Genomic DNA, 20,881 nt, shown 5'->3' with positions numbered 1-20,881 from the left:
GTGGACGACGGTCTTGGTCACGCCTTGTCCTCCTCGGGCTTGCGCGCGGCTGCCGCCGCTGCCGCCGCGTGCGGCAGGGCCTCGGTGATCACGTTGAACGCGTCGTCGTCCAGCGCGGCGGAGACGAACCACGCCTCGAAGGCGCTCGGCGGCGCGTAGACACCGCGTTCGAGCAGCGCGTGGAAGAACGCGGGGAAGCGCCAGGTCTCGGCGGCCTTCGCGGCCTCGTAGTCGCGCACCGGCTCCTCGGTGAAGAAGACGCTGACCAGGTTTCCCGCGTACTGCACGCGGTGCGCGACGCCCTCGGCGGTGAGCGCGTCGGTGAACAGCAGACCGAGCTTGCGGGCGTTGGTGTCGAGCGCGCGGTAGACCTCGGCGTCGGCGGCGCGCAGCGTGGCCAGGCCGGAGGCGACCGCGACGGGGTTACCGGAGAGCGTGCCCGCCTGGTAGACGGGACCGGCAGGGGCGAGCTTGGCCATCACGTCGGCGCGACCGCCGAACGCGGCGGCGGGCAGGCCGCCGGACATGACCTTGCCGAAGGTGTAGAGGTCACCGGCGACACCGTCGACGCCGAACCAGCCCGCCGGGGAGACGCGGAAGCCGGTCATCACCTCGTCCATGATCAGCAGGGCGCCGTTGGCGTGGCAGAGCTCGCGCAGCCCGGCGTTGAAGCCCGGCTCCGGCGCGACGGCGCCCATGTTGCCCGCGGCGGCCTCGGTGATCACACAGGCGATGTCGGAGCCGTGCTCGGCGAAGGCCGCGCGGACCGCGTCGAGGTCGTTGTAGGCCAGCACGAGGGTGTCCTCGGCCTGCGCACCGGTGACTCCGGGGGTGGTCGGCAGGCCGAGTGTGGCCACGCCGGAACCGGCCTGGGCGAGCAGCGCGTCGACGTGGCCGTGGTAGCACCCGGCGAACTTGACCACCTTGCGGCGGCCGGTGAAGCCCCGCGCGAGGCGGATGGCGCTCATCGTCGCCTCGGTGCCTGAGTTGACCAGCCGGACCCGCTCGACCGGCCCGACCCTGGCGATCAGCTCCTCGGCGAGCTCGATCTCACCCTCGGTCGGGGTGCCGAAGGACAGTCCGGAGGAGGCGGCCCGCTGGACGGCCTCCACCACGGCGGGGTGGGCGTGGCCCAGGATCATCGGGCCCCACGAGGCGACCAGGTCCACGTAGCGGTTGCCGTCCGCGTCGAACAGGTGCGGGCCCTCGCCGCGAACCATGAACCTCGGCGTGCCGCCGACCGAGTGGAAGGCGCGGACCGGCGAGTTCACCCCGCCCGGCGTCGCGGCGGACGCGCGCTTGAACAAGGCGGCGGAAGTCTCGGAACCGGAGTTGTTCGCTGGCGTCGCGGTCACCCCACCAGTGTGGCAACCGGCACGGCGGGCTCCGGCACGAGCCCCCGTGACATGCCCCACGCGGGTGTCACCGACGCCGGGGCAGGTGGGTCAGGCGATGCGGCCGAGCACGAGGTCCTCTGGCTCCGGCTCGAACTTCCCGCGCTTGGCGAGCATCGTCTGGCGCACCGCGTCGATCAGCGCGAGCCCGGCCGCGACGCACAGCGCGACCGACAGCAGCCACCACTGCCCCTCGTGGCGCTCCAGCTGGAACGGCGCGCCGCCCTGCCTGGGGTACTCCATCGGCACGATGCCGCGCCGCCACGCCCACACGGCGATGAGGACGAACACGACCGCGAGCACGACCTCCACGGCAACGATCCACCAGCGCTTGGGCTGGTGCAGGCGGGGCTCGACCATGTCGCCTAGCTTCTCACGCGGGACGGTCGAGCAACCGGATCAGGGCGTCCCGCAGGGCCTGCGCGTCGCGCGCCCACGCCAGCACGACCGTGCCGTCGTCGAGCCGGACCGGAAGCGCGGTCGTGCCCTTCGGCACGCTCCACCCCCCGCCGAGCACCCGCGCCCCGACCTGCGCGCCGACGTCGGTGACCGCCTCGATCCGCTCGACCGGCAGGTCCTCCCGGCCCTGCCGCAGCACGAACGGCGTCAGCGACACCAGCCCGATGGTCCGCCGGGCCCGGACCCACACCGCCGCGGCGACGGCGAACGCGATCGCGACCAGCCCCCAGGTGGCGAGGCCCATCCCGCCAGGAGCGACCAGCTCAACGACAGCGCCGACGAGACAGAACGCGGGGCCCCACAGCACCGGCCACCAACTCGCCCCGCGCTCGGTGTAGAGCACGGGCGCGGGCTCGTCGAAGCCCGGGCGCATCACCGCTCGGCGCGGACGGCGGCCAGCCAGTCCGTTGTGGACTGTCGCCAGGTCAGCATCAACGCGCCGGTGGCCAGCGCGAGGATCAGGATCACCACGGGGTTGAGCGACCCACCCGAGAGCAACAGGAACACCTGGAACACCGAGACCGCGATCAACGCGATCCGGGTCCACGCGTGTCCCCTGCGCAGCAGCAGCGCCAGCACGATGTAGACGACCGCGAACGCCAGCTGGAACACGGTCTTCTGCCACAGCACGTTGTTCAGCAGCACATCGACGTTGTCCGGGGTGGCGATGCCGGAGTCGACGAGCGACCTGCGCAGCGCGGCGTGCTCGAACCACGTCATCAGCACGTCGAGCGTGCAGAAGGTGGCCAGCGCCAGCCACACCGCGACGGCGGTGCGCACGGACTTCACCGATGCGGTGGGGTCATTGCTCATGCTTTGGGCCTCGCGAAGTAGCGGTTGGACTGGGGCACGTACAACAGCACGACCACAACGACGTTGGCGAGGGCCGTCACCAGCGCGAAAGCGCTCGGCGAGCGGAGGTCGACGCCGTGGCCGCTGGTGGCCAGCCAGCCGAGACCGGCGACGATCAGGACCGTGACCGCGACGCGGGCCCAGTTCCGCCCGCTCCGCATCATGGCCACGGTCGTCAGCACCAAGCCGCCGACGACCACCGAGACGACGAGGGACAACAGGATCGAGCCACCCATCACGTCCTCGATGAACTCCCGCCGCCCGCCGGGCGGAACGGTCTCCACCTCGTCGCTCGCGCCGATCAGGGAGCTGACGATGTGCAGCGCCGAGAAGACGACCCCGAACACCACGAACGCGACGACCGCGATGCCGGCGCTGAGCCAGAACGCGACCTCCACGGTCTTCGGGCGCGGCTGGGGCGTGGTCACGCGTGCACGGTAGAGGCGCCCGATCAAGCCTGTCCACGGAGCCGGTGCTCCGCGAAGTAGCGGTTGGACGGCGGAACGTACAGCAGCACGATCACCGCGACGTTCACGAAGAACGTGATCAACGCGAGCGGGCCGGGTGAGCTGAGGACCACGCCGTTGACGTTGGTGGTCATCCCGCCGAGACCGAGCACGGCCACGATCGTGAGCACGATCCGGGCCCAGTTCCTCCCGCGCCGCATCATGAACGCGAACACCAGCAACAGGACTCCGACAGCACCGACGACGATGACCGCCAGCGTGATCGAGAGGTTCACCGCGTTCTCGACGAAGTCCTGCTTGCGCTCCGGTGGGACGGCGTCCAGCTGCTGCACGGCGGCGGTGAGGCTGTCGAGCATGTCCTGGCGCAGCGAGATGAAGTAGGCCAGCGACACGAAAGCGCTGAGCGCGCTGACGACACTGAGCCAGAACGCGACCTCGACCGTCCTCGGACGCGGAGCGGCGTTCTCGTGCTGAGTGGTCATCCGTGAACCGTAGAGCCGCCCGATCAAGCCTGTCCACGAAGCCGGCACTCCGCGAAGTAGCCGTTCGCGGTCGGCATGGTCATCAACAAGGCCGCGAAGACCGACAGCGCGACCATGCTCATGCCGTACCAGTCGGTGTCGGCCCAGAACGAGGACACGGCGGAGACCAGGGTCAGCACGACCAGCACCCCGCGCGCCCACCTCCGCCCGGCCCGCATCCGCACCGCGAACCACACGTAGGCGGCGGCGAGCGCGAGCACGGCGACGCAGACCAGCCCGATGGCGATCCCCGCGCCGATCCGCAGCAACCCGCTGTCGAGCTCCAGGGTCTCGCCGCGCAGCACAGCGCTGGCCCGCTCCTCGCTGAGCGCCTCGTCGGCGAGCAGGCTCCGGTCGGAGATCACCAGCGGGATGAGCGCGACCTCCAGCACCGCCGTCGCGATCCACGCCCAGAACGAGATCACCACCTCGCGCGGCGGCCTCGGCGCTGGGCGGTGGTCGTCGATCTCCGGAGCGCGCGGCAGGCCGGAGTCGGAAGCGCTGCTCACACTCCCGACATCCGACCCGTCGAAGCCCTCGTTACCCAAGTCCCCCGACCGGGTAGCTCAGCGCGGAGGGCGGTGCGGAGCGCGCAACGGCGCCATCCTCGCGAAGTAGTCGAGGGACTCCCTGCGGAACATCAGGAGCAGCGCCGTGGTGTCGACAGCCAGGATGACCAGGCCGAAGACCACGTCCAGCGCCGTCACCTGGAGCCCTGCCGTCGCGGCGACGCCACCGGCGAGACCGGCAAGGCCGATCACGCCCATGACCACGCTGATCAGGCCGAAGGTCACCAGCACCATCCGCGCCCACGGGAACCCGGCGAGCATCCGGCCGGAGAGCCACGCGTAGATCACCACGAAGCCCAGCGACATGGCCAGCCCGAGGAACACCGAGGCGGACGCGGCGGAGTCCACCTGGTCGAAGGTCAGCTCCGGCCGCATGACCTGCAGCTGGTTCATGATCGCTTCGCGGTCGGCGAGCTTGGTCATCGAGCGCGCCATGCTCACCACGGTGCTGGCGATCCAGAGCACCCTGGCCAGGTGCAGCGGCTGGGGTGGCTGCGGGACGGACGGCGCCGGGGTCAGCCCTGGCTCAGCCACTGCGCCGCTTCCACTGCCCAGTAGGTCAGGATGATGTCCGCGCCGGCCCGGCGGATCGAGGTCAGCGTCTCCAGCACGGTGGGCCTGCGCTCCAGCCAGCCGTTGGCCACGGCCGCCTCGACCATCGCGTACTCACCGGAGATCTGGTAGGCCGCGACGGGGACGTCGGAGATCTCGGCGACCGCGCGCACGACGTCGAGGTAGGCCAGCGCGGGCTTGACCATCACCATGTCCGCGCCCTCGGCGAGGTCCAGCTGCACCTCGCGCAGCGCTTCGCGGATGTTCGCGCCGTCCTGCTGGTAGGTCTTGCGGTCACCCTTGAGCTGCGACTCGACGGCCTCGCGGAACGGTCCGTAGAACGCCGAGGAGTACTTGGCGGCGTAGGCCAGGATGCCGGTGTCCAGCAGCCCGGCGCGGTCCAGCGACTCGCGGATGATGCCGACCTGGCCGTCCATCATGCCGCTGGGACCGATGAGGTGGGCGCCGGACTCGGCCTGGGCGACGGCCATCTCGCCGTAGACGCTCAGGGTGGCGTCGTTGTCCACGGTGCCGTCCGGGGCGAGCACCCCGCAGTGGCCGTGGTCGGTGAACTCGTCGAGGCAGCAGTCGGACATGATCACGGTGGCGTCGCCGACCTCGGCGCGGACGTCGCGCAGCGCCACGTTGAGGATGCCGTCGGGGTCGATCCCGCCGGAGCCCGTTGCGTCGCGGCGCTCGGGGACGCCGAAGAGCATCAGCCCGCCGACCCCCGCATCGACCGCCTCGGCCGCTGCCTTGCGCAGCGAGTCACGGGTGTGCTGGAAGACTCCGGGCATCGAGCGGATGGCGACCGGCTCGCGGGCGCCCTCCTTGACGAACATCGGCAGCACGAGCTGACGAGGCTCGACGGTCGTCTCGGCGACCAGCCTGCGCAGGGCCGGGGTGCGGCGCAGCCTGCGCGGGCGATGTGTCGGGAACACGGGGTGTACTCCCTTTCTCAGGAAAGCCGAAACGGCCCCAGGCGCAGAGGCGCCTGGGGCCGCGATGGCACTACGGAAGAACCGGTCAGCGGCGGGCGCGCTTGGTCTTGCGCGGAGGAGGCAGCGCCCCCTCGGCGCGCAGCCGGTTGGCGTGCTCGGCGAGCGCGTCCACCAGCGCGGGCACCTGGGCGAGCTCCGGCTGCACGTCAACGCGCAGGCCGAACTCCTTGGCGGTCTCGGCCGTCTGCGGGCCGATGCACGCCACCAGGGTGCGGGCGTGCGGCTTGCCCGCGATGCCCACCAGGTTGCGGACGGTGGAGGACGAGGTGAAGCACACCGCGTCGAAGCCACCGGTCTTGATCATCTCACGGGTCTCCGCGGGCGGCGGGGCCGCGCGCACGGTGCGGTACGCGGTGACGTCGTCGATCTCCCAGCCGCGGTCGCGCATCCCTGCCGCCAGCGTCTCGGTGGCGATGTCCGCCCGCGGCAGCAGCACCCGGTCCACCGGGTCCAGGATGTCGTCGTGCGGCGGGAACTCCGCGAGCAGGCCCTCGCTGGACTGCTCACCGGAGGGCACCAGCTCGGGGATGATGCCGAAGGAGCGGACCTTGGCCGCGGTGGCCTCGCCGATGCAGGCGATCTTCACGCCGGAGAAGGCGCGGGCGTCCAGGCCGAACTCGGCGAACTTCTCCCACACCGCGCGCACCGCGTTGGTCGAGGTGAACACCACCCACTGGTAGCGGCCGTCGACCAGGCCCTTGACCGCGCGCTCCATCTGCGCGGGGCTGCGCGGCGGCTCCACCGAGATCGTCGGCACCTCGACCGGGATGGCGCCGTGCGACCGCAGGCGCTCGCTCATCGCGCCCGCCTGCTCCTTGGTGCGCGGCACCAGGACCCGCCAGCCGTAGAGCGCCCGCGACTCCCACCAGGACAGCTTGGAGCGGTTCGCGACGGCGCCGCCGACGGTCACCACCAGCGGGCCGTTCAGGTCACCGGCGTCGTTGGCCAGCGAGGCCAGCGCGGTGTCGATGGTCTTCTGGGCGCAGGAGGTGCCCTCGGTGGTCACCGCGACCGGGGTCTGCGGCGCGAGGCCCTGCTCCACCAGCGAGGACGCCGTCTCGGCGAGGTGGCTGGCCGCGGCGTGCAGCACCAGGGTGCCCGGCGAGCTGGCCAGGGCGGCCCAGTCCACGCTGCCGCGCACGTCGGCCTCGGTGTGCACCGCGCCGAGCGCGACGCCGGCGTAGGCGGGCACCGCGGTCCCCGCGGCGACACCGGGCACCACGTCGAAGGCGACGGTGGACTTGGCGACGGCGGAGGCCTCCTCGACCACCGCGTCGGCGGTCAGCGGGTCGCCGGCGACCAGCCGGACGACCGAGCGACCGTTCTTCGCCTCGGTCACCAGGTCCTTGGCCACGTCGGCGGGGTCGCCGACCGCGGGCCGCACCTCGGCTGTCTCGGGCACCAGGGCGGCGACGTCCGAGGGCACGTCGGGGTCGGTGACCACGAGTTCGGCCCTGGTCAGCAACTCCTGGGCCCGGACGGTCAGCAGACCGAGATCACCAGGTCCGGAACCGACGAAGGCAACCCGTCCTGGGGTCTTGCGAGCGCGGGTCATCAGGCAATCCCCATTCCCATTCACTCCCCGGGGCCGCTGAGCACCGCGGCCCCGAGGTCGAGCAGTTCCTCGGCCACCGCGCGGCCGAGCTGCTCAGCAGCTGTCGTGTTTCCGATGGCGGACGCGCGCAGCAACCCGTTGTGCTGGGTTCCCGCGACTCCCCGCAACGACAGGCGCAGCACGGTGCGCCCCTCGTCGTCGAGGTCCTCCACCACATCGGCCAGCGCGCCGACAGGAGCGCTGCAACCCGCCTCCAACCTGGCGAGCAGCGCGCGCTCCGCGGTAACCGCGGCACGGCTGGCCTCATCGTCCAATGTGGACCGAATCAGGTGTTCCACATCGACGTCGTCGATCCGGCACTCCACCGCCAGCGCGCCCTGTGCGGGCGCGGGCAGCATCTGCAACGGGTCCAGCGTCTCGGTGATCGCGTCGAGCCGGCCGAGGCGGGCCAGCCCGGCACGGGCGAGCACGACGGCGTCCAGCTCACCGGAGGTGACCTTGCCGAGCCGGGTGTCCACGTTGCCCCGCAACGGCAGCACGGTCAGCCCGAGGCCGAGTGCCTCCAGCTGGGCCGCGCGCCGCGGCGATCCGGTGCCCACGGTCGAGCCAGGAGGGAGCTCGCCGAGGGTCAGGTCGTCCCTGGCGCACAGCGCGTCCCGCGGGTCCTCGCGGGAGGGCACCGCCGCCAGCACGAGCCGGGGGTCCGGCGCGGTCGGCAGGTCCTTGTAGGAGTGCACAGCCACGTCGATCTCGTTCGCCGCCAGCGCGTCGCGCAGCGCCGAGGTGAACACCCCGACCCCGATCTCCGCGATCGGAGCGCTCGACCGGTCTCCCGGGGTGCTCACGGTCACGATCTCGATCTCGGCGCCGGCGCGCTCCAGCGCGGAGGCGATCAGGCCGGTCTGCGCCAGAGCGAGCGCGCTACCGCGCGTCCCGATCCGCAGTCTCGGCTTCACCGGATATCACCGTCCTGTTCGGACTGTCCGAATTGGGCACTGTGGGCAAAGGAGGAGAGGTCGGCGGCCGCCTGCTCCGAGGGGGCGCCGACCGCGACGGGCACCTGCGGGTCGAGCGCGAACAGCTCGCGCAGCGCGTCCGCGTAGTCCGAGCCGCCCGGCGCGGAGGCGAGCTGCTTCACCCGCACGGTCGGGGTGTGCAGCAGCTTGTCCACCACGCGGCGCACGGTCTGCGACAGCTCGTCGCGCACGTCGGAGGACAGGTCGGGCAGCCGCGAGGACAGCCGCAGCAGCTCGGCGTCGACCACCTCGGCGGCCCTGCGGCGCAGCGCGGTCACCGTCGGGGTCACCGCTGCGGAGCGCTGCGCGGCGAGGTAGCCGCGCACCTCCTCGGCGACCAGCTCGGTGGCGATGCGGGTGTCGGTGCCAGCCTCGGCGTCGCTGAGCCTGAGCTGCAGGCTCTCCAGGTCCACCACGCGCACGCCGGGGACCTCGGCGGCGGCCGGGTCGATGTCGCGGGGCAGGCCGAGGTCGCAGAGCACGATGTCGCGCCTGGCGCCCGCCAGCATGCCCGCGTCGATGACCACCTCGGTGGCGCCGGTGCACGCGAAGACCACGTCGGCCTCGGCCAGCTCCACGGCCAGGTCGGCGAGGCCGGTCGCCCGCGACGCGACGCCCTCGGCGGCGATGGTGCCCGCGAGCCGCTGCCCGTTGGCCGGGGTGCGGTTGGCGACGACGATCTCCGCGACGCCGGCGCGGCGCAGGTGCGCGGCGGCGAGGCCGCCCATCGCGCCGGAGCCGACGATCAGCGCGCGGCGGCCGGAGAGCGTGCCGAGCACCTCGGCCGCGTCGGCAAGGGCCTCGGTGACCAGCGAGGCGCCCGCGTGGTCGATGCCGGTCTCGCTGTGCACGCGCTTGCCGACCCGCAGGGCCTGCTGGACGAGCTCGTGCAGCACCTTGCCGACGGTCCCCGCCGCGTCGGCCTGGCCGTAGGCGGAGCGCAGCTGGCCGAGGATCTGGGCCTCGCCGACCACCATGGAGTCCAGCCCGGCGGCGACCCGGAACAGGTGCTCGACGGCGCGCGCGGCGTAGTGCACGTACAGGTGCGAGGACAGCTGGCCGACGTCGGTGCCCGCCTGCCTGGCCAGCACGCCGGAGACGTCGGCGAGACCGCCGTGGAAGGCCTCGACGACCGCGTAGACCTCGACGCGGTTGCAGGTGGAGACCAGCACGGCCTCGGAGACGTTGGGGCAGCGCAGCAGCTCGTCCAGCAGCTTCCCGGCCTCGTCGCCGGTGACGGCGGCGCGCTCCAGGACGCGGACGGGCGCGGTGCGGTGGGACAGACCAACGGCGAGCAGGGTCATTGACCCATCACCACCCCGTCCACGTTGAGTTGGGTGCCGTCCACGTTCGCCTCGGCCTGCGCCTCGTCGGCGCGGCGGGCGACGTGGAAGGAGAGGATCTGCATCTCCACCGCCAGGTCGACCTTGCGCACCTCGACGTGGTCGGGGACCCCGAGAACGACCGGTGCGAAGTTCAGGATGCATTGCACGCCGCCGGAGACCAAACGATCACAGACGTCCTGGGCCACCGAGGGGGGCGTGGCGATCACGCCGATGGTGACCTCGCGGTCGCGGCAGACCTGTTCGATGTCGTCGATGTGCTCGACCGGAATACCGCCGACGGGAACGCCCATCAGGTCGGAATCGACGTCGAAAAGCGCGGCGACCGGGAAGCCCCTGCTCGGGAATCCGCCGTAGTTCGCCAGCGCGTGACCGAGGTTTCCGATACCGACAACGGCGACGCTGTGCTTGCGGGTGAGGCCGAGAATGCGCTCGATCTCACTGACCAGCACGTCCACGTCGTAGCCGACGCCGCGGGTGCCGTAGGAGCCGATGTAGGAGAGGTCCTTGCGCAGCTTCGCCGAGTTGACCCCGGCCGCGGCCGCCAGCTCCTCGCTGGAGATCGTGCTGACGCCCTCCTCGGCCATGCCGGAGAGAACCCGCAGGTAGACGGCGAGACGGGCGACGGCGGCCTCGGGGATCGCCCTGGCCCGTTCCCTGGCGGCGGGGACATCGGCGATGGCGGCGGCCTGCTCTCCGTTGGCGCGGCGTGCGCTGGGCGTGCCGGTCGCGACCTCGTGCCCCTGGTCCCGCTGCGCCGCCACGCTGCTCTCCCTCACCGACTCTGAGAATGGGTCGCCCGGCAGCTGACGTCGGCGAAGGTGGGATCTTCCGCTCCGAGCCGCATCGGCGACATCCACACGGTAGCCGCTTGTGAACGCAGGCACAAAGTCGTGGGCAAGCGACGTAACCAGCCGCACAATACCCGGTCAAACGCAGGTCGCGGACCACTCTCCGCGCCGATGGGCATTCGGACCAGCGCAGTCGGGCAATCACCCGAACAGGTATTTCGCGGAAAACCGGGATTCTCCGCCGGGGGGCACTCAGCCCAGCGCGGCCCGCAGCCGGGCCTCCTCCACCTTCCAGTAGCCGTGCTCGACGCCGTCGACCAGGATCACCGGGACCCGGTCGCCGTACTCCGCGCGCAGCTCCCGGTCGGTGTCCACGTCGACCTCCGACCACCGCACCCCGAGCTCGCCGCAGATCCGGGCCAGCTCCCCCTTGGCGACCTCGCACAGGTGGCAGTCGGCCCGGCTCATCAGCGTCACCTCGTGAGACATGCGGCCCATCATCCCCTGAGCAGGGAGCGCCCGATCACCATCCGCTGGATCTGGTTGGTGCCCTCGACGATCTGCAGCACCTTGGCCTCGCGCATGTAGCGCTCCACCGGGTAGTCCTCGACGTACCCGGCGCCGCCGAGCACCTGGACCATGTCGGTGGTGACCTTCATGCACATGTCGGTGGAGATCAGCTTCGCCATCGCGGCCTGCGTGGAGAACGGCTGACCGGCGTCCTTGCGGCGGGCGGCGGAGAGGTAGAGCTGCCGGGCGGCCTCGATACCGGCCGCGGCGTCGGCGAGCATGAACGACACGCCCTGGAACTCCCCGATCGCCTTGCCGAACGCGGTCCGCTCCCGCGCGTAGGAGACCGCGACGTCCAGGGCCGCCTGCGCCACCCCGACCGCGCACGCCGAGATACCGAGCCTGCCCGCGTCCAGCGCATCCAGCGCGATCTTCAGGCCCTGGCCCTCCGCGCCCAGCCTGCGGTCGCCCGGCAGCTCCGCACCCTCGAAGACCACCTGCGCGGTGAGCGAGGACCTCATGCCCATCTTGCGTTCGGGCCGCGCCACGGAGATGCCGGGGGTGTCCGCGTCCACCAGGAACGCGGTGATCCCTTTCGGACCGTCGTCGCCGGTCCGCGCGAGCAGCGTGTAGAAGTCGGCCGCGCCCGCGTGCGTGATCCACGCCTTGGTGCCCTGCACCGAGTAGTTGCCGTTCTGGTCGGCCTTCGCGCTGGTGCGCAGCGCGGCGGCGTCGGAGCCGCTGTGCGGCTCGGAGAGGCAGTAGGCGCCCAGCTTCTCGCCGCCGAGCATCGTGGGCAGCCAGCGCTCGCGCTGCTCCTCGGTGCCGAAACCGGCGAGGGCGTGGCAGGACAGCGTGTGCACGCTGACACCGAGGCCGACCGCCAGCCACGCGCGGGAGAGCTCCTCGACGACCTGGAGGTACACCTCGTAGGGCTGACCACCGCCGTCGTAGCGCTCCGGGTACGGCAGGCCGAGCAGCCCGGCCCGGCCGAGGGTGCGGAAGGCCTCGCGCGGGAACTCACCGGCCGCCTCGGCCTCGGCCGCCTTCGGGGCGAGCTCGCGCTGGGCGATCTCCCTGGTGAGCACGAGCAGCTCGGCTGCTTCTTCGGTGGGCAGCTGGCGTTCGATCACGGGCGCGCTCATCGCGGCAGGTCCTCCACGCGGTCATCGAGAACTCGACCGCCCGATTGTGGGGCCACCGATACTCGGAAGTCCAACTGTTCCCGGATGCCATTCGCGGGCTTATGGACGTCCGCGGAGCGCGAGAAACGTCCATAAGCCCGCGAATGGCGGTAGAGCGGGGGTCAGGTGCGGAGTTGGCGGCGGGCGAGTTTGCCGGTGGCGGTGTGCGGGAGCGCGTCCACGAACTCGACGGCGGTCGGCACCTTGAACTTGGCAAGGCGCTCCGCGCAGTGCGCGAGGACCTTCGCGGCGTCCAGGTCGCTGCCGTCGGCACGGATGATCACGACCTTGACCGCCTCGCCGGTGCTCTCGTCCGGCACGCCGACCGCGGCGGCCTCGCGCACGCCGGGCAGCTCGGCGAGCACGGACTCGATCTCGTGCGGGTAGACGTTGAAGCCGTTGACGATGATCAGGTCGCCCGCCCGGTCCACCAGGTGCAGGTCGCCGTCGGAGTCGAAGTAGCCGACGTCTCCGGTGCGGAACCACCCGTCGGCGTCGGGCCCGTCCGAGCCGTCCGGCCAGTAGCCGGTGAGCAGGTTCGCACCGCGAGCGGCCACCAGCCCGGTGCTCTCGGCGTCCTCGCCCATCTCGGCGCCGTCCGGCAGCGCGATCCCGTCGGAGTCGACCAGCCGCACCTCGACGCCGGGCAGCGCCTGGCCGACCGACCCGGGCTTGATCCGCCCGGTGCCCAGGGTCGTGGTCAGCACCGGTCCGGTCTCGGTCAGGCCGTAGCCCTCGTAGACGTCGAGGCCGGTCACCTCGCGCATCGCGCGCAGGACCTCGAAGTCCAGCGGCGCGGCGCCGGAGGTGAACACGCGGACCGTGGCCAGCCGCTCGCGCAGCACCTCGGCGGGCTGGCGCAGCAGCACGGTGTACATCGGCGGGACCCCGACGAGCGTGGTCACCCGGTGGTTCTCGATCGCGTCCAGCGCGGCCTCGGCGTCGAAGCGCGCGAGCAGCACGCCGGTGCCCCCGCTGGCGCAGACCTGGAACAGGCCGGGACCGAGGCCGTAGGCGTGGAACAGCGGCAGCGCCAGCAGCACCCGGTCGGCGGCGGTCACCGGCGACGGGCGCAGCGCGGAGCACTGCTCGGTGTTGGCCAGCAACGCGCGGTGGGACAGCATCACCCCGCGCGGGGTTCCGGAGGTGCCGGAGGTGTAGGCCAGCACGGCGAGGTCCTCGCCGCCGTTCACCGAGTCGCCGGGCTCGAAGGAGGTGTCCAGCGACGGAACGTCCTCGGAGTCGATCAAGATGCGCGCGCCGCTGTCGGCGAGCACCCGCTCCTGCTCGCGCTGGGAGACACCGGGGCCGAGCGGGACGACCGCACAGCCCGCGCGCAGCGCGCCGAGCACGGCGACGCAGAACGGCAGGCCCGTCGGCAGCTTCACCGCGACCCGGTCGCCCGGCCGGGCACCGTCGGCGCGCAGCCGCGCCGCCTCGGAGCTGACCGCCGAGTCGAGCTCGGACCAGGTGAGCGTGCGCCCGTCAGCCGCGTCGACCAGCGCGGGGTGGGCCGCGCCCCGCTGGGCGGCCGCGCGCACCAGATCGGCGACGTTGACGACGGTGGGCATGCGCGACCTCCTACTGGACGAGCTCCGGGCTCCGAAGGCGGATTACCCGGGACGCGAAGTCTGTCACGGGTGTGCTACGTCACGCATCCGACCGGGGGGCGTCTCACTTCCAGTGAGACGCAGCACTACCTACCGACGAGTAGTAAGACGTATGCTTCGGCGACCGCCCCGGGCGGCGTGGCCGTCCTCACGCAGCGGAGCAAGGGAGCGGCGGATGCCCCAACCACTGGGCGAGCCCTGCTCGGGGCTTGCCTCGACGAGGAGAACGGCCCTGCGGCCGGTGCCGGACGCGCCACCGGAGGAGCTTTCCGTGACCGACGCCTGGCAGCTCGTCGAGTCGGCCCAGGACGGCGACACGGCGGCCTTCGGCGAGCTCTACGACCGCTACGTCGACGTGGTCTACCGCTACGTCCTGTTCCGGCTCGGCGACCGCGCGCTGGCCGAGGACATGACCAGCGAGACGTTCCTGCGCGCGCTGCGGCGCATCGGCACCGTCAGCTACCAGGGCCGCGACGTGGGCGCCTGGTTCGTCACCATCGCCCGCAACCTGGTCCTCGACCACGTGAAGTCCAGCAGGTACCGCTTCGAGGTGCCCACGGCGGAGCTCGGCGAGACCCGCGAGGAGCACGCGGGCCCCGAGCAGTCGGTCGTCCGCGACGCCACCAACGCCGAGGTGCTGCGCTGCGTGCAGCAGCTCAACACCGACCAGCGCGAATGCATCGTCCTGCGGTTCCTGCACGGCCTGTCGGTGGCCGAGACCGCTGAGGCGATGGGGCGCAACGAGGGCGCGGTCAAGGCGCTCCAGCACCGCGCGGTGCGCAAGCTCGCCCAGCTGATCCCGCGGGGCCTGCAGTAGCCGCCCGGCACGAAGGCTTGATCGTCGCGTAACCGATCCGGTATCACGTCGTTTGTCCAGTCTGGGAGGACGACGGCGGTGGATTCCGAACGCGAGGCCGAGGTGGTGGCGCTGCTGCGCCGCGCCGCACCCCGTGACGCCCCTGACCAGGAGACGAAGGACCGGATCCTGGCGAGGGTGCTCGCCGAGCTGAACGCCGCCCGCCACGAGGGGACAGTGGGCGCCGACACCTGGTGATTCGATCAGTCCTGACGTCCGGCACTCGGGTCGCTCGCTACCCTGGTGCGGGTCATCGGCCGGCCCCTCGGGCGCTGTGCCGCCAGCCGCGACGAACGAGGACCGGGAGGCGCTGAGGTGCCACTGTGGCGCAGGGGTGTTGGCCACTCGGACCGGGAGGACCGGGCGATCCTGGCGGGAGAGGCCTCCGCCGAGGCCGCGGCGGCCGCAGCGGAGCTGGAGGCTTCGCTCGTCGTTCCCCCGGACCTGACCGCGGCCGCCTTCTTCGACGTGGACAACACGATGATGATGGGCGCGTCGATCTTCCACTTCGCCAGGGGGCTGGCGACCAGGAAGTACTTCACCACCTCCGACCTGGCCGGGTTCGCCTGGCAGCAGCTGAAGTTCCGGGTCGGCGGCAAGGAGGACGCCGAGGGCATCCGCAGCAGCCGCGAGCAGGCGCTGTCCTTCGTGGCGGGCCGTGAGGTCGACGAGCTGGTCACCCTCGGCGAGGAGATCTACGACGAGCTGATGGCCGACCGGATCTGGTCGGGCACCCGTGCGCTGGCGCAGATGCACCTGGACGCGGGCCAGCGGGTGTGGCTGGTGACGGCGACCCCGGTGGAGCTGGCGCGGATCATCGCCCGCCGCCTCGGCCTGACCGGGGCGCTCGGCACGGTCGCGGAGAGCGTCGACGGGGTCTACACCGGACGGCTCGTCGGCGACCTGCTGCACGGCCCGGGCAAGGCGCACGCGGTCCGCGCGCTCTCCGCCAGGGAGGGCCTGAACCTGCGGCGGTGCACGGCCTACTCGGACTCGGTGAACGACGTCCCGATGCTCTCGGTGGTGGGCACGGCGGTGGCGGTCAACCCGGACCAGGGCCTGCGCGACGTGGCGCGGGCCCGTGGCTGGGAGATCAGGGACTTCAGAACGGGCCGCAAGGCGGCGCGCATCGGCGTCCCCTCCGTCCTGGGCGCCGGAGCACTGGCGGGCGCCCTGGCGGCGGGCATGGCCTACCGCCGCCGGGGCCGCTTCTGAGTCGTCAGCGCTGCACGGGCGGCGGGCCCTGCTGCTCCTGCGGGACGATGAACACGGCGGTGCCGTAGGCGGTGATCTCCGTGCTGCCCGGCATGATCTCGCCGCTCTCGAACCGCATCGCGAGCACGGCGTTGGCGCCCATGCCCGCGGCGTTCTGGCGCATCCGGTTGACCGCCTCGAACCGGGAGTCGTTGAGCAGCTTGGTGTACCCCGCCTGCTCTCCGCCGAACATGCCCTTGAAGCTGGCACCGATGTCGGAGAAGGCGTTCCTGCTGCGCACGGTCGAGCCGAACACCTCACCGCACACCCGGACGACCTGGTATCCGGGCACGTCGTTCATGGTGCTGACGAGGATGGGCGGCGGCGGTGGTGCCTGCGGCGGCATCGGTTGGTTCACCGCGCGATGCTAACCGCACCGTCCCGGTCGCACGGCGGAACCCGACGGACTCACCCGAGGAAGACGTTGCGGCGCTGGGTGAGCAGCCGGTAGAGCGTCTGCTGGATGGTCTCGCGGACCTGGTCGGTCAGGTTGAACACCAGCATCGGGTCGTCCGCCGCGCCCGCCTCGTACTGGGCGGTCGGGATCGGCTCACCGAACTCGATGTACCACTTCGACGGCAGCGGGATCATGCCGAGCGGCCCCAGGTGCGGGAAGAACGGCGTCACCGGGAAGTACGGCAGCCCGAACAGGCGGGCCAGCGCCTTCACGTCGCCGATCATCGGGTAGATCTCCTCGGCGCCCACGATCGAGCACGGGATGATCGGCACACCGGTGCGCAACGCCGCCGACACGAAGCCGCCCCTGCCGAAGCGCTGGAGCTTGTAGCGGTCGCGGAACGGTTTGCCGATGCCCTTGAAGCCCTCCGGCCAGACACCGACCAGCTCACCGTTGCGCAGCAGGCGCTCCGCGTCCGGGCTGCACGCGAGCGTGTGACCCGCCTTGCGCGCGAGCGCGCCGAGCACCGGGAACTTGAACACCAGGTCGGCGGCGAGCATCCGCAGGTGCCGTTCGGCCGGGTGGTGGTCGCGGACCGCGAGGCCCGTCATCACCGCGTCCATCGGCATCAGCGTGCCGGAGTGGTTGGCGACCAGCAGCGCGCCGCCCTCGGACGGCACGTTGTGCAGGCCGATCGTCTCGACCCGGAACCACTTCTCGTACAGCGGCCGCAACGGCGGGAACAGCACGTTGTCGGTCAGGTCCCGGTCGAAGCCGAACTCGTCGACCTCGTAGTCACCGGTGATGCGCTTGCGCACGAAGGCGAGCGCGTCGCTCAGCCCGCGCTCCCACGCGGACTCCTCGCGCTCCGGCTCCGGCCGCGGAGGCGGTGCCTCCTCGACCGGTGGGACCGGTCGCACCGGCGAAGCTCCCTCTTGTTTGCGCGCCACCGAGCGGATCGGGATCACTCGTGCCTCTGCCATCGTCGTCACCCCCTCACTGGTCATCGGCCCAACCGGGCCAGCACTCCACGGATGCCCCGCTCGGCATCGTTGACGAGCTCCGGGTCGAGCACCGGCCGCAGACCGCGGCCGCGCACGTAGTCGTCGAACGCCTGCTGGGTGGTCCACCTGGGACTGAAGCCGAACTCCTCGCGCAGCTTCGAGGTGTCGACCACCCTGCCGAAGTTCAGGAACCGCATCTGCTCCGGTGAGAAGTCGACCAGCCGCGCTCCGCGCACCACCTGCGCGAAGGGCTGCACCGCGAAGCTGGGCACCGCCAGTGGTACCCGTCCAGCGCGCCGGATGGCCTGGGAGAGCAGCAGCAGCCCGTCCGCCCCGGCGTTGAACACACCGGGCAGGTCGTGCAGCGTCGCGCGTTCGAGGATCGCGAGCGCGTCCTCGGAGTGCAGCAGCTGCACCCGCGCGTCGTAGCCGAGCACCGTCGGCACCACCGGCAGCGCGAAGTACCGGGTGAGCACCGTGTCGATGCGGGGGCCGATGAAGTTGGTGAACCGCAACGTCGAGATGGTCACGTCCGGCCGCCGCCTGCCGAACCCGCGCAGGTAGCCCTCGACCTCGACGGCGTCCTTGGCGTAGCCGGAGGAGGGCAGGTCCTTGGGGCCCATCGACTCGGTGAACACCGCGGGGTCGCGCGGGCTGGAGCCGTAGACGGCGGTGGTGGACTTGAAGACGAACTTGCGCACCAGGTCGGACTTCTGGCACGCGGCCAGCAGCTGCATGGTGCCGATGACGTTCATTTCCTTCATCGCCGTGCGGCCGGTCGCGCCCGGGTTGGCCGAGAGCGAGGCGTGCACGACGGTGTCCACCTTGGCGGTGGCGATGACCTTCGCGATCAGCGGGTTGCGGATGTCGGCGCGGACGAACTCGGCCCGCCCCATGCGGCGGAGGAGGTCGCGCGGCGGGGGCACGGTGTCCACCCCGAGCACGCGTTCGATGTCCGGGTTCGCGGCCAGCCGCGCGGCGAGGTGGCCGCCGAGAAAACGGCTGACCCCGGTGACGAGAACGACGTTGGGCGCCATGCGACTCCCTGGGCACTGGCGATGAAGGATGGGATGTTACCCGTCGGGAGCTTCGCAGGAGCTCGCCAGCTCGTTAGCAGTTCGTTTCGCGTGTCACCGGTCCGGACGAGTGCGTTTCCGGTCACTCTGTGCTTCTGCTCACCGGGTTCGGGACAAGCGAACGCCCGCGCCGGAGCGGTCCGGGCGCGGGCGTCACGAGGCTAACCGCAGGGGCGGTCCTGCTTACTTGCCCTGCTTGCGACGCGCGTGGCGAGTCTTGCGAAGCAGCTTGCGGTGCTTCTTCTTCGACATGCGCTTGCGACGCTTCTTGATGACCGAGCCCATGCGGGTTCCTTCGCTGTTGACGTTTGCGTATTCCGAGCTTCTCGCACGCCCACGCACACCTGCCGGCGGCCTCGGGCACGCAGCGGCTTGCCAGAGTACCTGGGCGCTCGGTTGGCCCTCTCGCCAGCTATCCAGCCGAGTAGTACGCGTTCTCCAAGTAGGCGTGCACCTCGTTCTCCGGGACCCGGAACGAACGACCCACCCGCACCGCGGGCAGCTCACCCGAATGGACCAGGCGGTACACGGTCATCTTCGAGACACGCATGATGTCGGCCACCTCGGCGACCGTCAGAAACTGGACCTGAGCGAGTCTGTCGTGCTTCTTCTCCTTGCCAGTCGGCATGTGTCACCGCGTCCTTCATCGGCACGTGGCGCGCCGCCGGCTTCCCCTCCGGCGGATCCACACACGCACGCGCGTCCTTCGAGGGTAACCGGGCAGGAGCGGCTGAAGCGACTAGTGCGACTTTCCCTCGTGGGTCTTGCCGAGCTCGACGGAGCGGTCCCGCGCCGCCTCGATCGCGGCGAGCAGCGCGGCCCGCACCCCGTGCTTCTCCAGTTCGCGGATGGCCATGATGGTGGTGCCCGCTGGCGAGGTCACGGCCTCGCGCAGGGCAACGGGGTGCTCGCCGGTGTCGCGCAGCATCGTCGCCGACCCGATGGCCGACTGGATGATCAGCTCGGCCGCGACGGCCCTGGGCAGGCCGAGCAGGATGCCCGCGTCGATCATCGCCTCGACCAGGTAGAAGAAGTACGCGGGGCCGGAACCGGAGAGCGCGGTGACCGCGTCCTGCTGCGCCTCCGGCACCCGGACGACCTTGCCGACCGCGCCGAGCATGCCCTCCGCGAGCGCCATGTGCTCCTTGGAGGCGTGCCTGCCCGCGGAGATCGCGCTCATCGCCTCGCCGACGACCATCGGGGTGTTCGGCATGACCCGGACCACCGGCGTGCCCTCGGGCAGCCTGCTCTCGAACAGCGAGGTCGGCAGCCCCGCGCAGAGCGAGACCACGAGCTTGTCCGAGGACAGCGGGCCGGAGAGCTCGTCCAGCAGCGGCTCGATGTCCTGCGGCTTGACCGCCACCACGAGCGCGTCGGCGAGCTTGGCCGCCTCGGCGACCTCCACCGCGCGCACGCCGTAGCGGCGGGTCAGCTCGGCGGAGCGCTCCGGATGGCGCTCGGTGAACATCAGCTCGTCGCAGCGGTGGCCGGAGGCGAGGAGCCCGGACAGCAGCGCCTCGCCGATCTTTCCCGCGCCCAGCACGGCGATGGTCGTCATGGCTGACCAGCCTAGGGCCTGTCCGCGAGGCCTCGTCCGATGAGAGCCGAGCTACCGCGAACACGGGCTTCTGGGACCGGCCCTCGGTCAGCCCGCGCTGGTCAGAGCGAGTTGGCGGGCCTGGCAGACCAGCTTCCCCGCCGAGTCGATCACCGTGGCGTCCTCGTCGAACCACTGGCCGAGCACCGCGCGCGAGTCCACCTGCAATCGCAGCCAGCCCGGCGCCGGGCGGGACCGCAGCAGGGCGGTCAGCTGCACCGTCGGGGACCAGCTGAGCCTGCCGAGGTTGAACGTCACCGGCATCGAGATGTCCCCGGCGACCAGGGCGAACAGCGGGTCCGGCTGGGAGTCGCGCGGGCGCACCCACAGGCGCAGCCGCAGCGGGTCGCCGGTGTTGCCGGTCAGGAAGCCCGCGCCCTCCGGGTCGAGCATGACCTGGCAGGCCTTGGCCATGCGGAAGCTCTTCGCCGCGTCGGTGGCGCCGACGTCGATCGCCCGCGCCGGCGGCTCGGCGGGCAGCTCCGGCAGGTCGGACCACGCGGGAGCGGCATCGGGCAGCCTGCCCACGGTGATCATCGCGTGCACGCAGGTCCGGCCGCGCTGCAAGAGCTCCGCCTGCACCACCGTGACCGTGCGCCCGGCCTTGGCGACCGAGGTGCGCACGAGCACCGGCCCGAGCTCGGGGGTGTGCAGGAAGTCCGCGCTGACGCTGAGCGGGTCAAGGCCGTTCACGCCGCCCGGGTCCACCACGGCCAGCGCCGTCCTGGTCACCAGCGCCAGCAGGTAGCCGCCGTGCGGCTTGCCGCCGATCGTCCAGTCCGCGGCGAGCTCACCGGTGAAGCTGCCGTCGCCCATCGGCCGCACCGTGGTGGCGATCGCGAAGGGGGTCACCCGCACCGGGTCCGTCCGCAT

Annotated in this window: 26 protein-coding genes; 3 read left to right on the top strand and 23 right to left on the bottom strand. The window is 71.6% G+C overall.

Features of this window, described 5'->3' with window-relative positions; genetic code table 11:
- Positions 1 to 17 precede the first annotated feature (17 nt).
- The 16 genes from hemL to ACFFQA_RS14770 form a co-directional block, all read right to left on the bottom strand.
- Positions 18 to 1,355, bottom strand: a complete 1,338-nt coding sequence (hemL, locus tag ACFFQA_RS14845; RefSeq protein ID WP_377852523.1) for a glutamate-1-semialdehyde 2,1-aminomutase — start codon at positions 1,353 to 1,355, stop codon at positions 18 to 20.
- A gap of 90 nt (positions 1,356 to 1,445) precedes the next feature.
- Positions 1,446 to 1,754, bottom strand: a complete 309-nt coding sequence (locus ACFFQA_RS14840; protein ID WP_377852522.1) for a hypothetical protein — start codon at positions 1,752 to 1,754, stop codon at positions 1,446 to 1,448.
- 13 nt (positions 1,755 to 1,767) lie between these two features.
- A complete protein-coding gene (mce1N, locus tag ACFFQA_RS14835; protein ID WP_377852521.1) occupies positions 1,768 to 2,226 on the bottom strand; it encodes a transport-regulating membrane protein Mce1N in 459 nt (152 codons plus the stop codon).
- Positions 2,226 to 2,666 (bottom strand): hypothetical protein, encoded by a 441-nt coding sequence (locus ACFFQA_RS14830; protein ID WP_377852520.1) that lies wholly within the window; start codon positions 2,664 to 2,666, stop codon positions 2,226 to 2,228. Before ACFFQA_RS14830 ends, mce1N begins: the two co-directional genes overlap by 1 nt.
- Positions 2,663 to 3,133 carry a hypothetical protein gene (locus ACFFQA_RS14825; RefSeq protein WP_377852519.1) on the bottom strand — a complete coding sequence of 157 codons (471 nt, stop codon included), beginning with the start codon at positions 3,131 to 3,133 and terminating at the stop codon, positions 2,663 to 2,665. The genes ACFFQA_RS14830 and ACFFQA_RS14825 overlap by 4 nt, the downstream gene beginning before the upstream one ends.
- A gap of 23 nt (positions 3,134 to 3,156) precedes the next feature.
- The gene (locus ACFFQA_RS14820) at positions 3,157 to 3,654 is read right to left on the bottom strand and encodes a hypothetical protein (protein WP_377852518.1); all 498 of its coding nucleotides are present in this window, start codon (positions 3,652 to 3,654) and stop codon (positions 3,157 to 3,159) included.
- A gap of 23 nt (positions 3,655 to 3,677) precedes the next feature.
- Positions 3,678 to 4,202 (bottom strand): hypothetical protein, encoded by a 525-nt coding sequence (locus ACFFQA_RS14815; RefSeq protein ID WP_377852517.1) that lies wholly within the window; start codon positions 4,200 to 4,202, stop codon positions 3,678 to 3,680.
- A gap of 57 nt (positions 4,203 to 4,259) precedes the next feature.
- Positions 4,260 to 4,796 (bottom strand): hypothetical protein, encoded by a 537-nt coding sequence (locus tag ACFFQA_RS14810; RefSeq protein ID WP_377852516.1) that lies wholly within the window; start codon positions 4,794 to 4,796, stop codon positions 4,260 to 4,262.
- On the bottom strand, positions 4,778 to 5,755 hold the full coding sequence (gene hemB, locus ACFFQA_RS14805) for a porphobilinogen synthase (RefSeq protein ID WP_377852515.1): 978 nt from the start codon (positions 5,753 to 5,755) through the stop codon (positions 4,778 to 4,780). The genes ACFFQA_RS14810 and hemB overlap by 19 nt, the downstream gene beginning before the upstream one ends.
- A gap of 85 nt (positions 5,756 to 5,840) precedes the next feature.
- Positions 5,841 to 7,370: a bifunctional uroporphyrinogen-III C-methyltransferase/uroporphyrinogen-III synthase gene (locus ACFFQA_RS14800; RefSeq protein ID WP_377852514.1), complete on the bottom strand. Its 1,530-nt coding sequence runs from the start codon at positions 7,368 to 7,370 to the stop codon at positions 5,841 to 5,843.
- A gap of 20 nt (positions 7,371 to 7,390) precedes the next feature.
- Positions 7,391 to 8,326 (bottom strand): hydroxymethylbilane synthase, encoded by a 936-nt coding sequence (gene hemC, locus ACFFQA_RS14795; protein WP_377852513.1) that lies wholly within the window; start codon positions 8,324 to 8,326, stop codon positions 7,391 to 7,393.
- Positions 8,323 to 9,690 (bottom strand): glutamyl-tRNA reductase, encoded by a 1,368-nt coding sequence (locus ACFFQA_RS14790; RefSeq protein WP_377852512.1) that lies wholly within the window; start codon positions 9,688 to 9,690, stop codon positions 8,323 to 8,325. Before ACFFQA_RS14790 ends, hemC begins: the two co-directional genes overlap by 4 nt.
- Complete coding sequence (locus tag ACFFQA_RS14785) at positions 9,687 to 10,409, bottom strand: redox-sensing transcriptional repressor Rex (protein ID WP_377852643.1); 723 nt, start codon at positions 10,407 to 10,409, stop codon at positions 9,687 to 9,689. The genes ACFFQA_RS14790 and ACFFQA_RS14785 overlap by 4 nt, the downstream gene beginning before the upstream one ends.
- Before the next feature lie 363 nt (positions 10,410 to 10,772).
- Positions 10,773 to 11,009, bottom strand: a complete 237-nt coding sequence (locus ACFFQA_RS14780) for a glutaredoxin family protein (RefSeq protein ID WP_377852511.1) — start codon at positions 11,007 to 11,009, stop codon at positions 10,773 to 10,775.
- 8 nt (positions 11,010 to 11,017) lie between these two features.
- Positions 11,018 to 12,175 (bottom strand): acyl-CoA dehydrogenase family protein, encoded by a 1,158-nt coding sequence (locus ACFFQA_RS14775; RefSeq protein ID WP_377852510.1) that lies wholly within the window; start codon positions 12,173 to 12,175, stop codon positions 11,018 to 11,020.
- A 161-nt stretch (positions 12,176 to 12,336) separates the two neighbouring features.
- Positions 12,337 to 13,785 (bottom strand): AMP-binding protein, encoded by a 1,449-nt coding sequence (locus ACFFQA_RS14770; protein WP_377852509.1) that lies wholly within the window; start codon positions 13,783 to 13,785, stop codon positions 12,337 to 12,339.
- A gap of 214 nt (positions 13,786 to 13,999) precedes the next feature.
- Between ACFFQA_RS14770 and ACFFQA_RS14765 the strand changes: the two genes are divergently transcribed.
- The 3 genes from ACFFQA_RS14765 to ACFFQA_RS14755 all read left to right on the top strand — a co-directional run bounded on the left by ACFFQA_RS14765 (position 14,000) and on the right by ACFFQA_RS14755 (position 15,895).
- Entirely contained in the window at positions 14,000 to 14,641 is a 642-nt protein-coding gene (locus ACFFQA_RS14765; RefSeq protein WP_377852508.1) for a sigma-70 family RNA polymerase sigma factor, read from the top strand.
- Between the two features lie 78 nt (positions 14,642 to 14,719).
- Positions 14,720 to 14,878 carry a hypothetical protein gene (locus ACFFQA_RS14760; protein ID WP_377852507.1) on the top strand — a complete coding sequence of 53 codons (159 nt, stop codon included), beginning with the start codon at positions 14,720 to 14,722 and terminating at the stop codon, positions 14,876 to 14,878.
- A 117-nt stretch (positions 14,879 to 14,995) separates the two neighbouring features.
- Complete coding sequence (locus tag ACFFQA_RS14755) at positions 14,996 to 15,895, top strand: HAD family hydrolase (RefSeq protein ID WP_377852506.1); 900 nt, start codon at positions 14,996 to 14,998, stop codon at positions 15,893 to 15,895.
- A gap of 4 nt (positions 15,896 to 15,899) precedes the next feature.
- Here the strand turns inward: ACFFQA_RS14755 and ACFFQA_RS14750 are convergent, their stop codons facing one another.
- The 7 genes from ACFFQA_RS14750 to ACFFQA_RS14720 form a co-directional block, all read right to left on the bottom strand.
- Complete coding sequence (locus ACFFQA_RS14750) at positions 15,900 to 16,292, bottom strand: YbjQ family protein (RefSeq protein ID WP_377852505.1); 393 nt, start codon at positions 16,290 to 16,292, stop codon at positions 15,900 to 15,902.
- A 50-nt stretch (positions 16,293 to 16,342) separates the two neighbouring features.
- A complete protein-coding gene (locus ACFFQA_RS14745; protein ID WP_377852504.1) occupies positions 16,343 to 17,314 on the bottom strand; it encodes a lysophospholipid acyltransferase family protein in 972 nt (323 codons plus the stop codon).
- A 20-nt stretch (positions 17,315 to 17,334) separates the two neighbouring features.
- Positions 17,335 to 18,372, bottom strand: a complete 1,038-nt coding sequence (locus ACFFQA_RS14740; protein WP_377852503.1) for an NAD-dependent epimerase/dehydratase family protein — start codon at positions 18,370 to 18,372, stop codon at positions 17,335 to 17,337.
- Between the two features lie 222 nt (positions 18,373 to 18,594).
- Positions 18,595 to 18,696 carry a 30S ribosomal protein bS22 gene (locus ACFFQA_RS14735; RefSeq protein ID WP_076993459.1) on the bottom strand — a complete coding sequence of 34 codons (102 nt, stop codon included), beginning with the start codon at positions 18,694 to 18,696 and terminating at the stop codon, positions 18,595 to 18,597.
- Positions 18,697 to 18,823: 127 nt separating this feature from the next.
- Positions 18,824 to 19,039, bottom strand: a complete 216-nt coding sequence (locus tag ACFFQA_RS14730; RefSeq protein WP_377852502.1) for a helix-turn-helix domain-containing protein — start codon at positions 19,037 to 19,039, stop codon at positions 18,824 to 18,826.
- A gap of 111 nt (positions 19,040 to 19,150) precedes the next feature.
- Positions 19,151 to 19,969, bottom strand: coding sequence for a pyrroline-5-carboxylate reductase (gene proC, locus ACFFQA_RS14725; RefSeq protein WP_377852501.1), 819 nt, complete (start codon positions 19,967 to 19,969; stop codon positions 19,151 to 19,153).
- 87 nt (positions 19,970 to 20,056) lie between these two features.
- The gene (locus ACFFQA_RS14720) at positions 20,057 to 20,881 is read right to left on the bottom strand and encodes a thioesterase family protein (protein WP_377852500.1); all 825 of its coding nucleotides are present in this window, start codon (positions 20,879 to 20,881) and stop codon (positions 20,057 to 20,059) included.

This window comes from Allokutzneria oryzae (assembly GCF_042429765.1).
In the GTDB taxonomy this organism is placed as follows: domain Bacteria; phylum Actinomycetota; class Actinomycetes; order Mycobacteriales; family Pseudonocardiaceae; genus Allokutzneria; species Allokutzneria oryzae.
Note: the sequence above shows the minus strand (reverse complement) of the source record. Positions and strands in the feature narration are given on the sequence as shown.

Excerpts from the sequence above, each read along its gene's own strand:
- ACFFQA_RS14840 (WP_377852522.1), bottom strand. The coding sequence starts at position 1,754 with ATGGTCGAGCCCCGCCTGCACCAGCCCAAGCGCTGGTGGATCGTTGCC.
- mce1N (WP_377852521.1), bottom strand. The coding sequence starts at position 2,226 with ATGCGCCCGGGCTTCGACGAGCCCGCGCCCGTGCTCTACACCGAGCGC.
- ACFFQA_RS14830 (WP_377852520.1), bottom strand. The coding sequence starts at position 2,666 with ATGAGCAATGACCCCACCGCATCGGTGAAGTCCGTGCGCACCGCCGTC.
- ACFFQA_RS14820 (WP_377852518.1), bottom strand. The coding sequence starts at position 3,654 with ATGACCACTCAGCACGAGAACGCCGCTCCGCGTCCGAGGACGGTCGAG.
- ACFFQA_RS14800 (WP_377852514.1), bottom strand. The coding sequence starts at position 7,370 with ATGACCCGCGCTCGCAAGACCCCAGGACGGGTTGCCTTCGTCGGTTCC.
- ACFFQA_RS14790 (WP_377852512.1), bottom strand. The coding sequence starts at position 9,690 with ATGACCCTGCTCGCCGTTGGTCTGTCCCACCGCACCGCGCCCGTCCGC.
- ACFFQA_RS14780 (WP_377852511.1), bottom strand. The coding sequence starts at position 11,009 with ATGTCTCACGAGGTGACGCTGATGAGCCGGGCCGACTGCCACCTGTGC.
- ACFFQA_RS14775 (WP_377852510.1), bottom strand. The coding sequence starts at position 12,175 with ATGAGCGCGCCCGTGATCGAACGCCAGCTGCCCACCGAAGAAGCAGCC.
- ACFFQA_RS14770 (WP_377852509.1), bottom strand. The coding sequence starts at position 13,785 with ATGCCCACCGTCGTCAACGTCGCCGATCTGGTGCGCGCGGCCGCCCAG.
- ACFFQA_RS14765 (WP_377852508.1), top strand. The coding sequence starts at position 14,000 with ATGCCCCAACCACTGGGCGAGCCCTGCTCGGGGCTTGCCTCGACGAGG.
- ACFFQA_RS14745 (WP_377852504.1), bottom strand. The coding sequence starts at position 17,314 with ATGGCAGAGGCACGAGTGATCCCGATCCGCTCGGTGGCGCGCAAACAA.
- ACFFQA_RS14740 (WP_377852503.1), bottom strand. The coding sequence starts at position 18,372 with ATGGCGCCCAACGTCGTTCTCGTCACCGGGGTCAGCCGTTTTCTCGGC.
- ACFFQA_RS14735 (WP_076993459.1), bottom strand. The coding sequence starts at position 18,696 with ATGGGCTCGGTCATCAAGAAGCGTCGCAAGCGCATGTCGAAGAAGAAG.
- ACFFQA_RS14730 (WP_377852502.1), bottom strand. The coding sequence starts at position 19,039 with ATGCCGACTGGCAAGGAGAAGAAGCACGACAGACTCGCTCAGGTCCAG.
- proC (WP_377852501.1), bottom strand. The coding sequence starts at position 19,969 with ATGACGACCATCGCCGTGCTGGGCGCGGGAAAGATCGGCGAGGCGCTG.
- ACFFQA_RS14720 (WP_377852500.1), bottom strand. The coding sequence starts at position 20,881 with ATGCGGACGGACCCGGTGCGGGTGACCCCCTTCGCGATCGCCACCACG.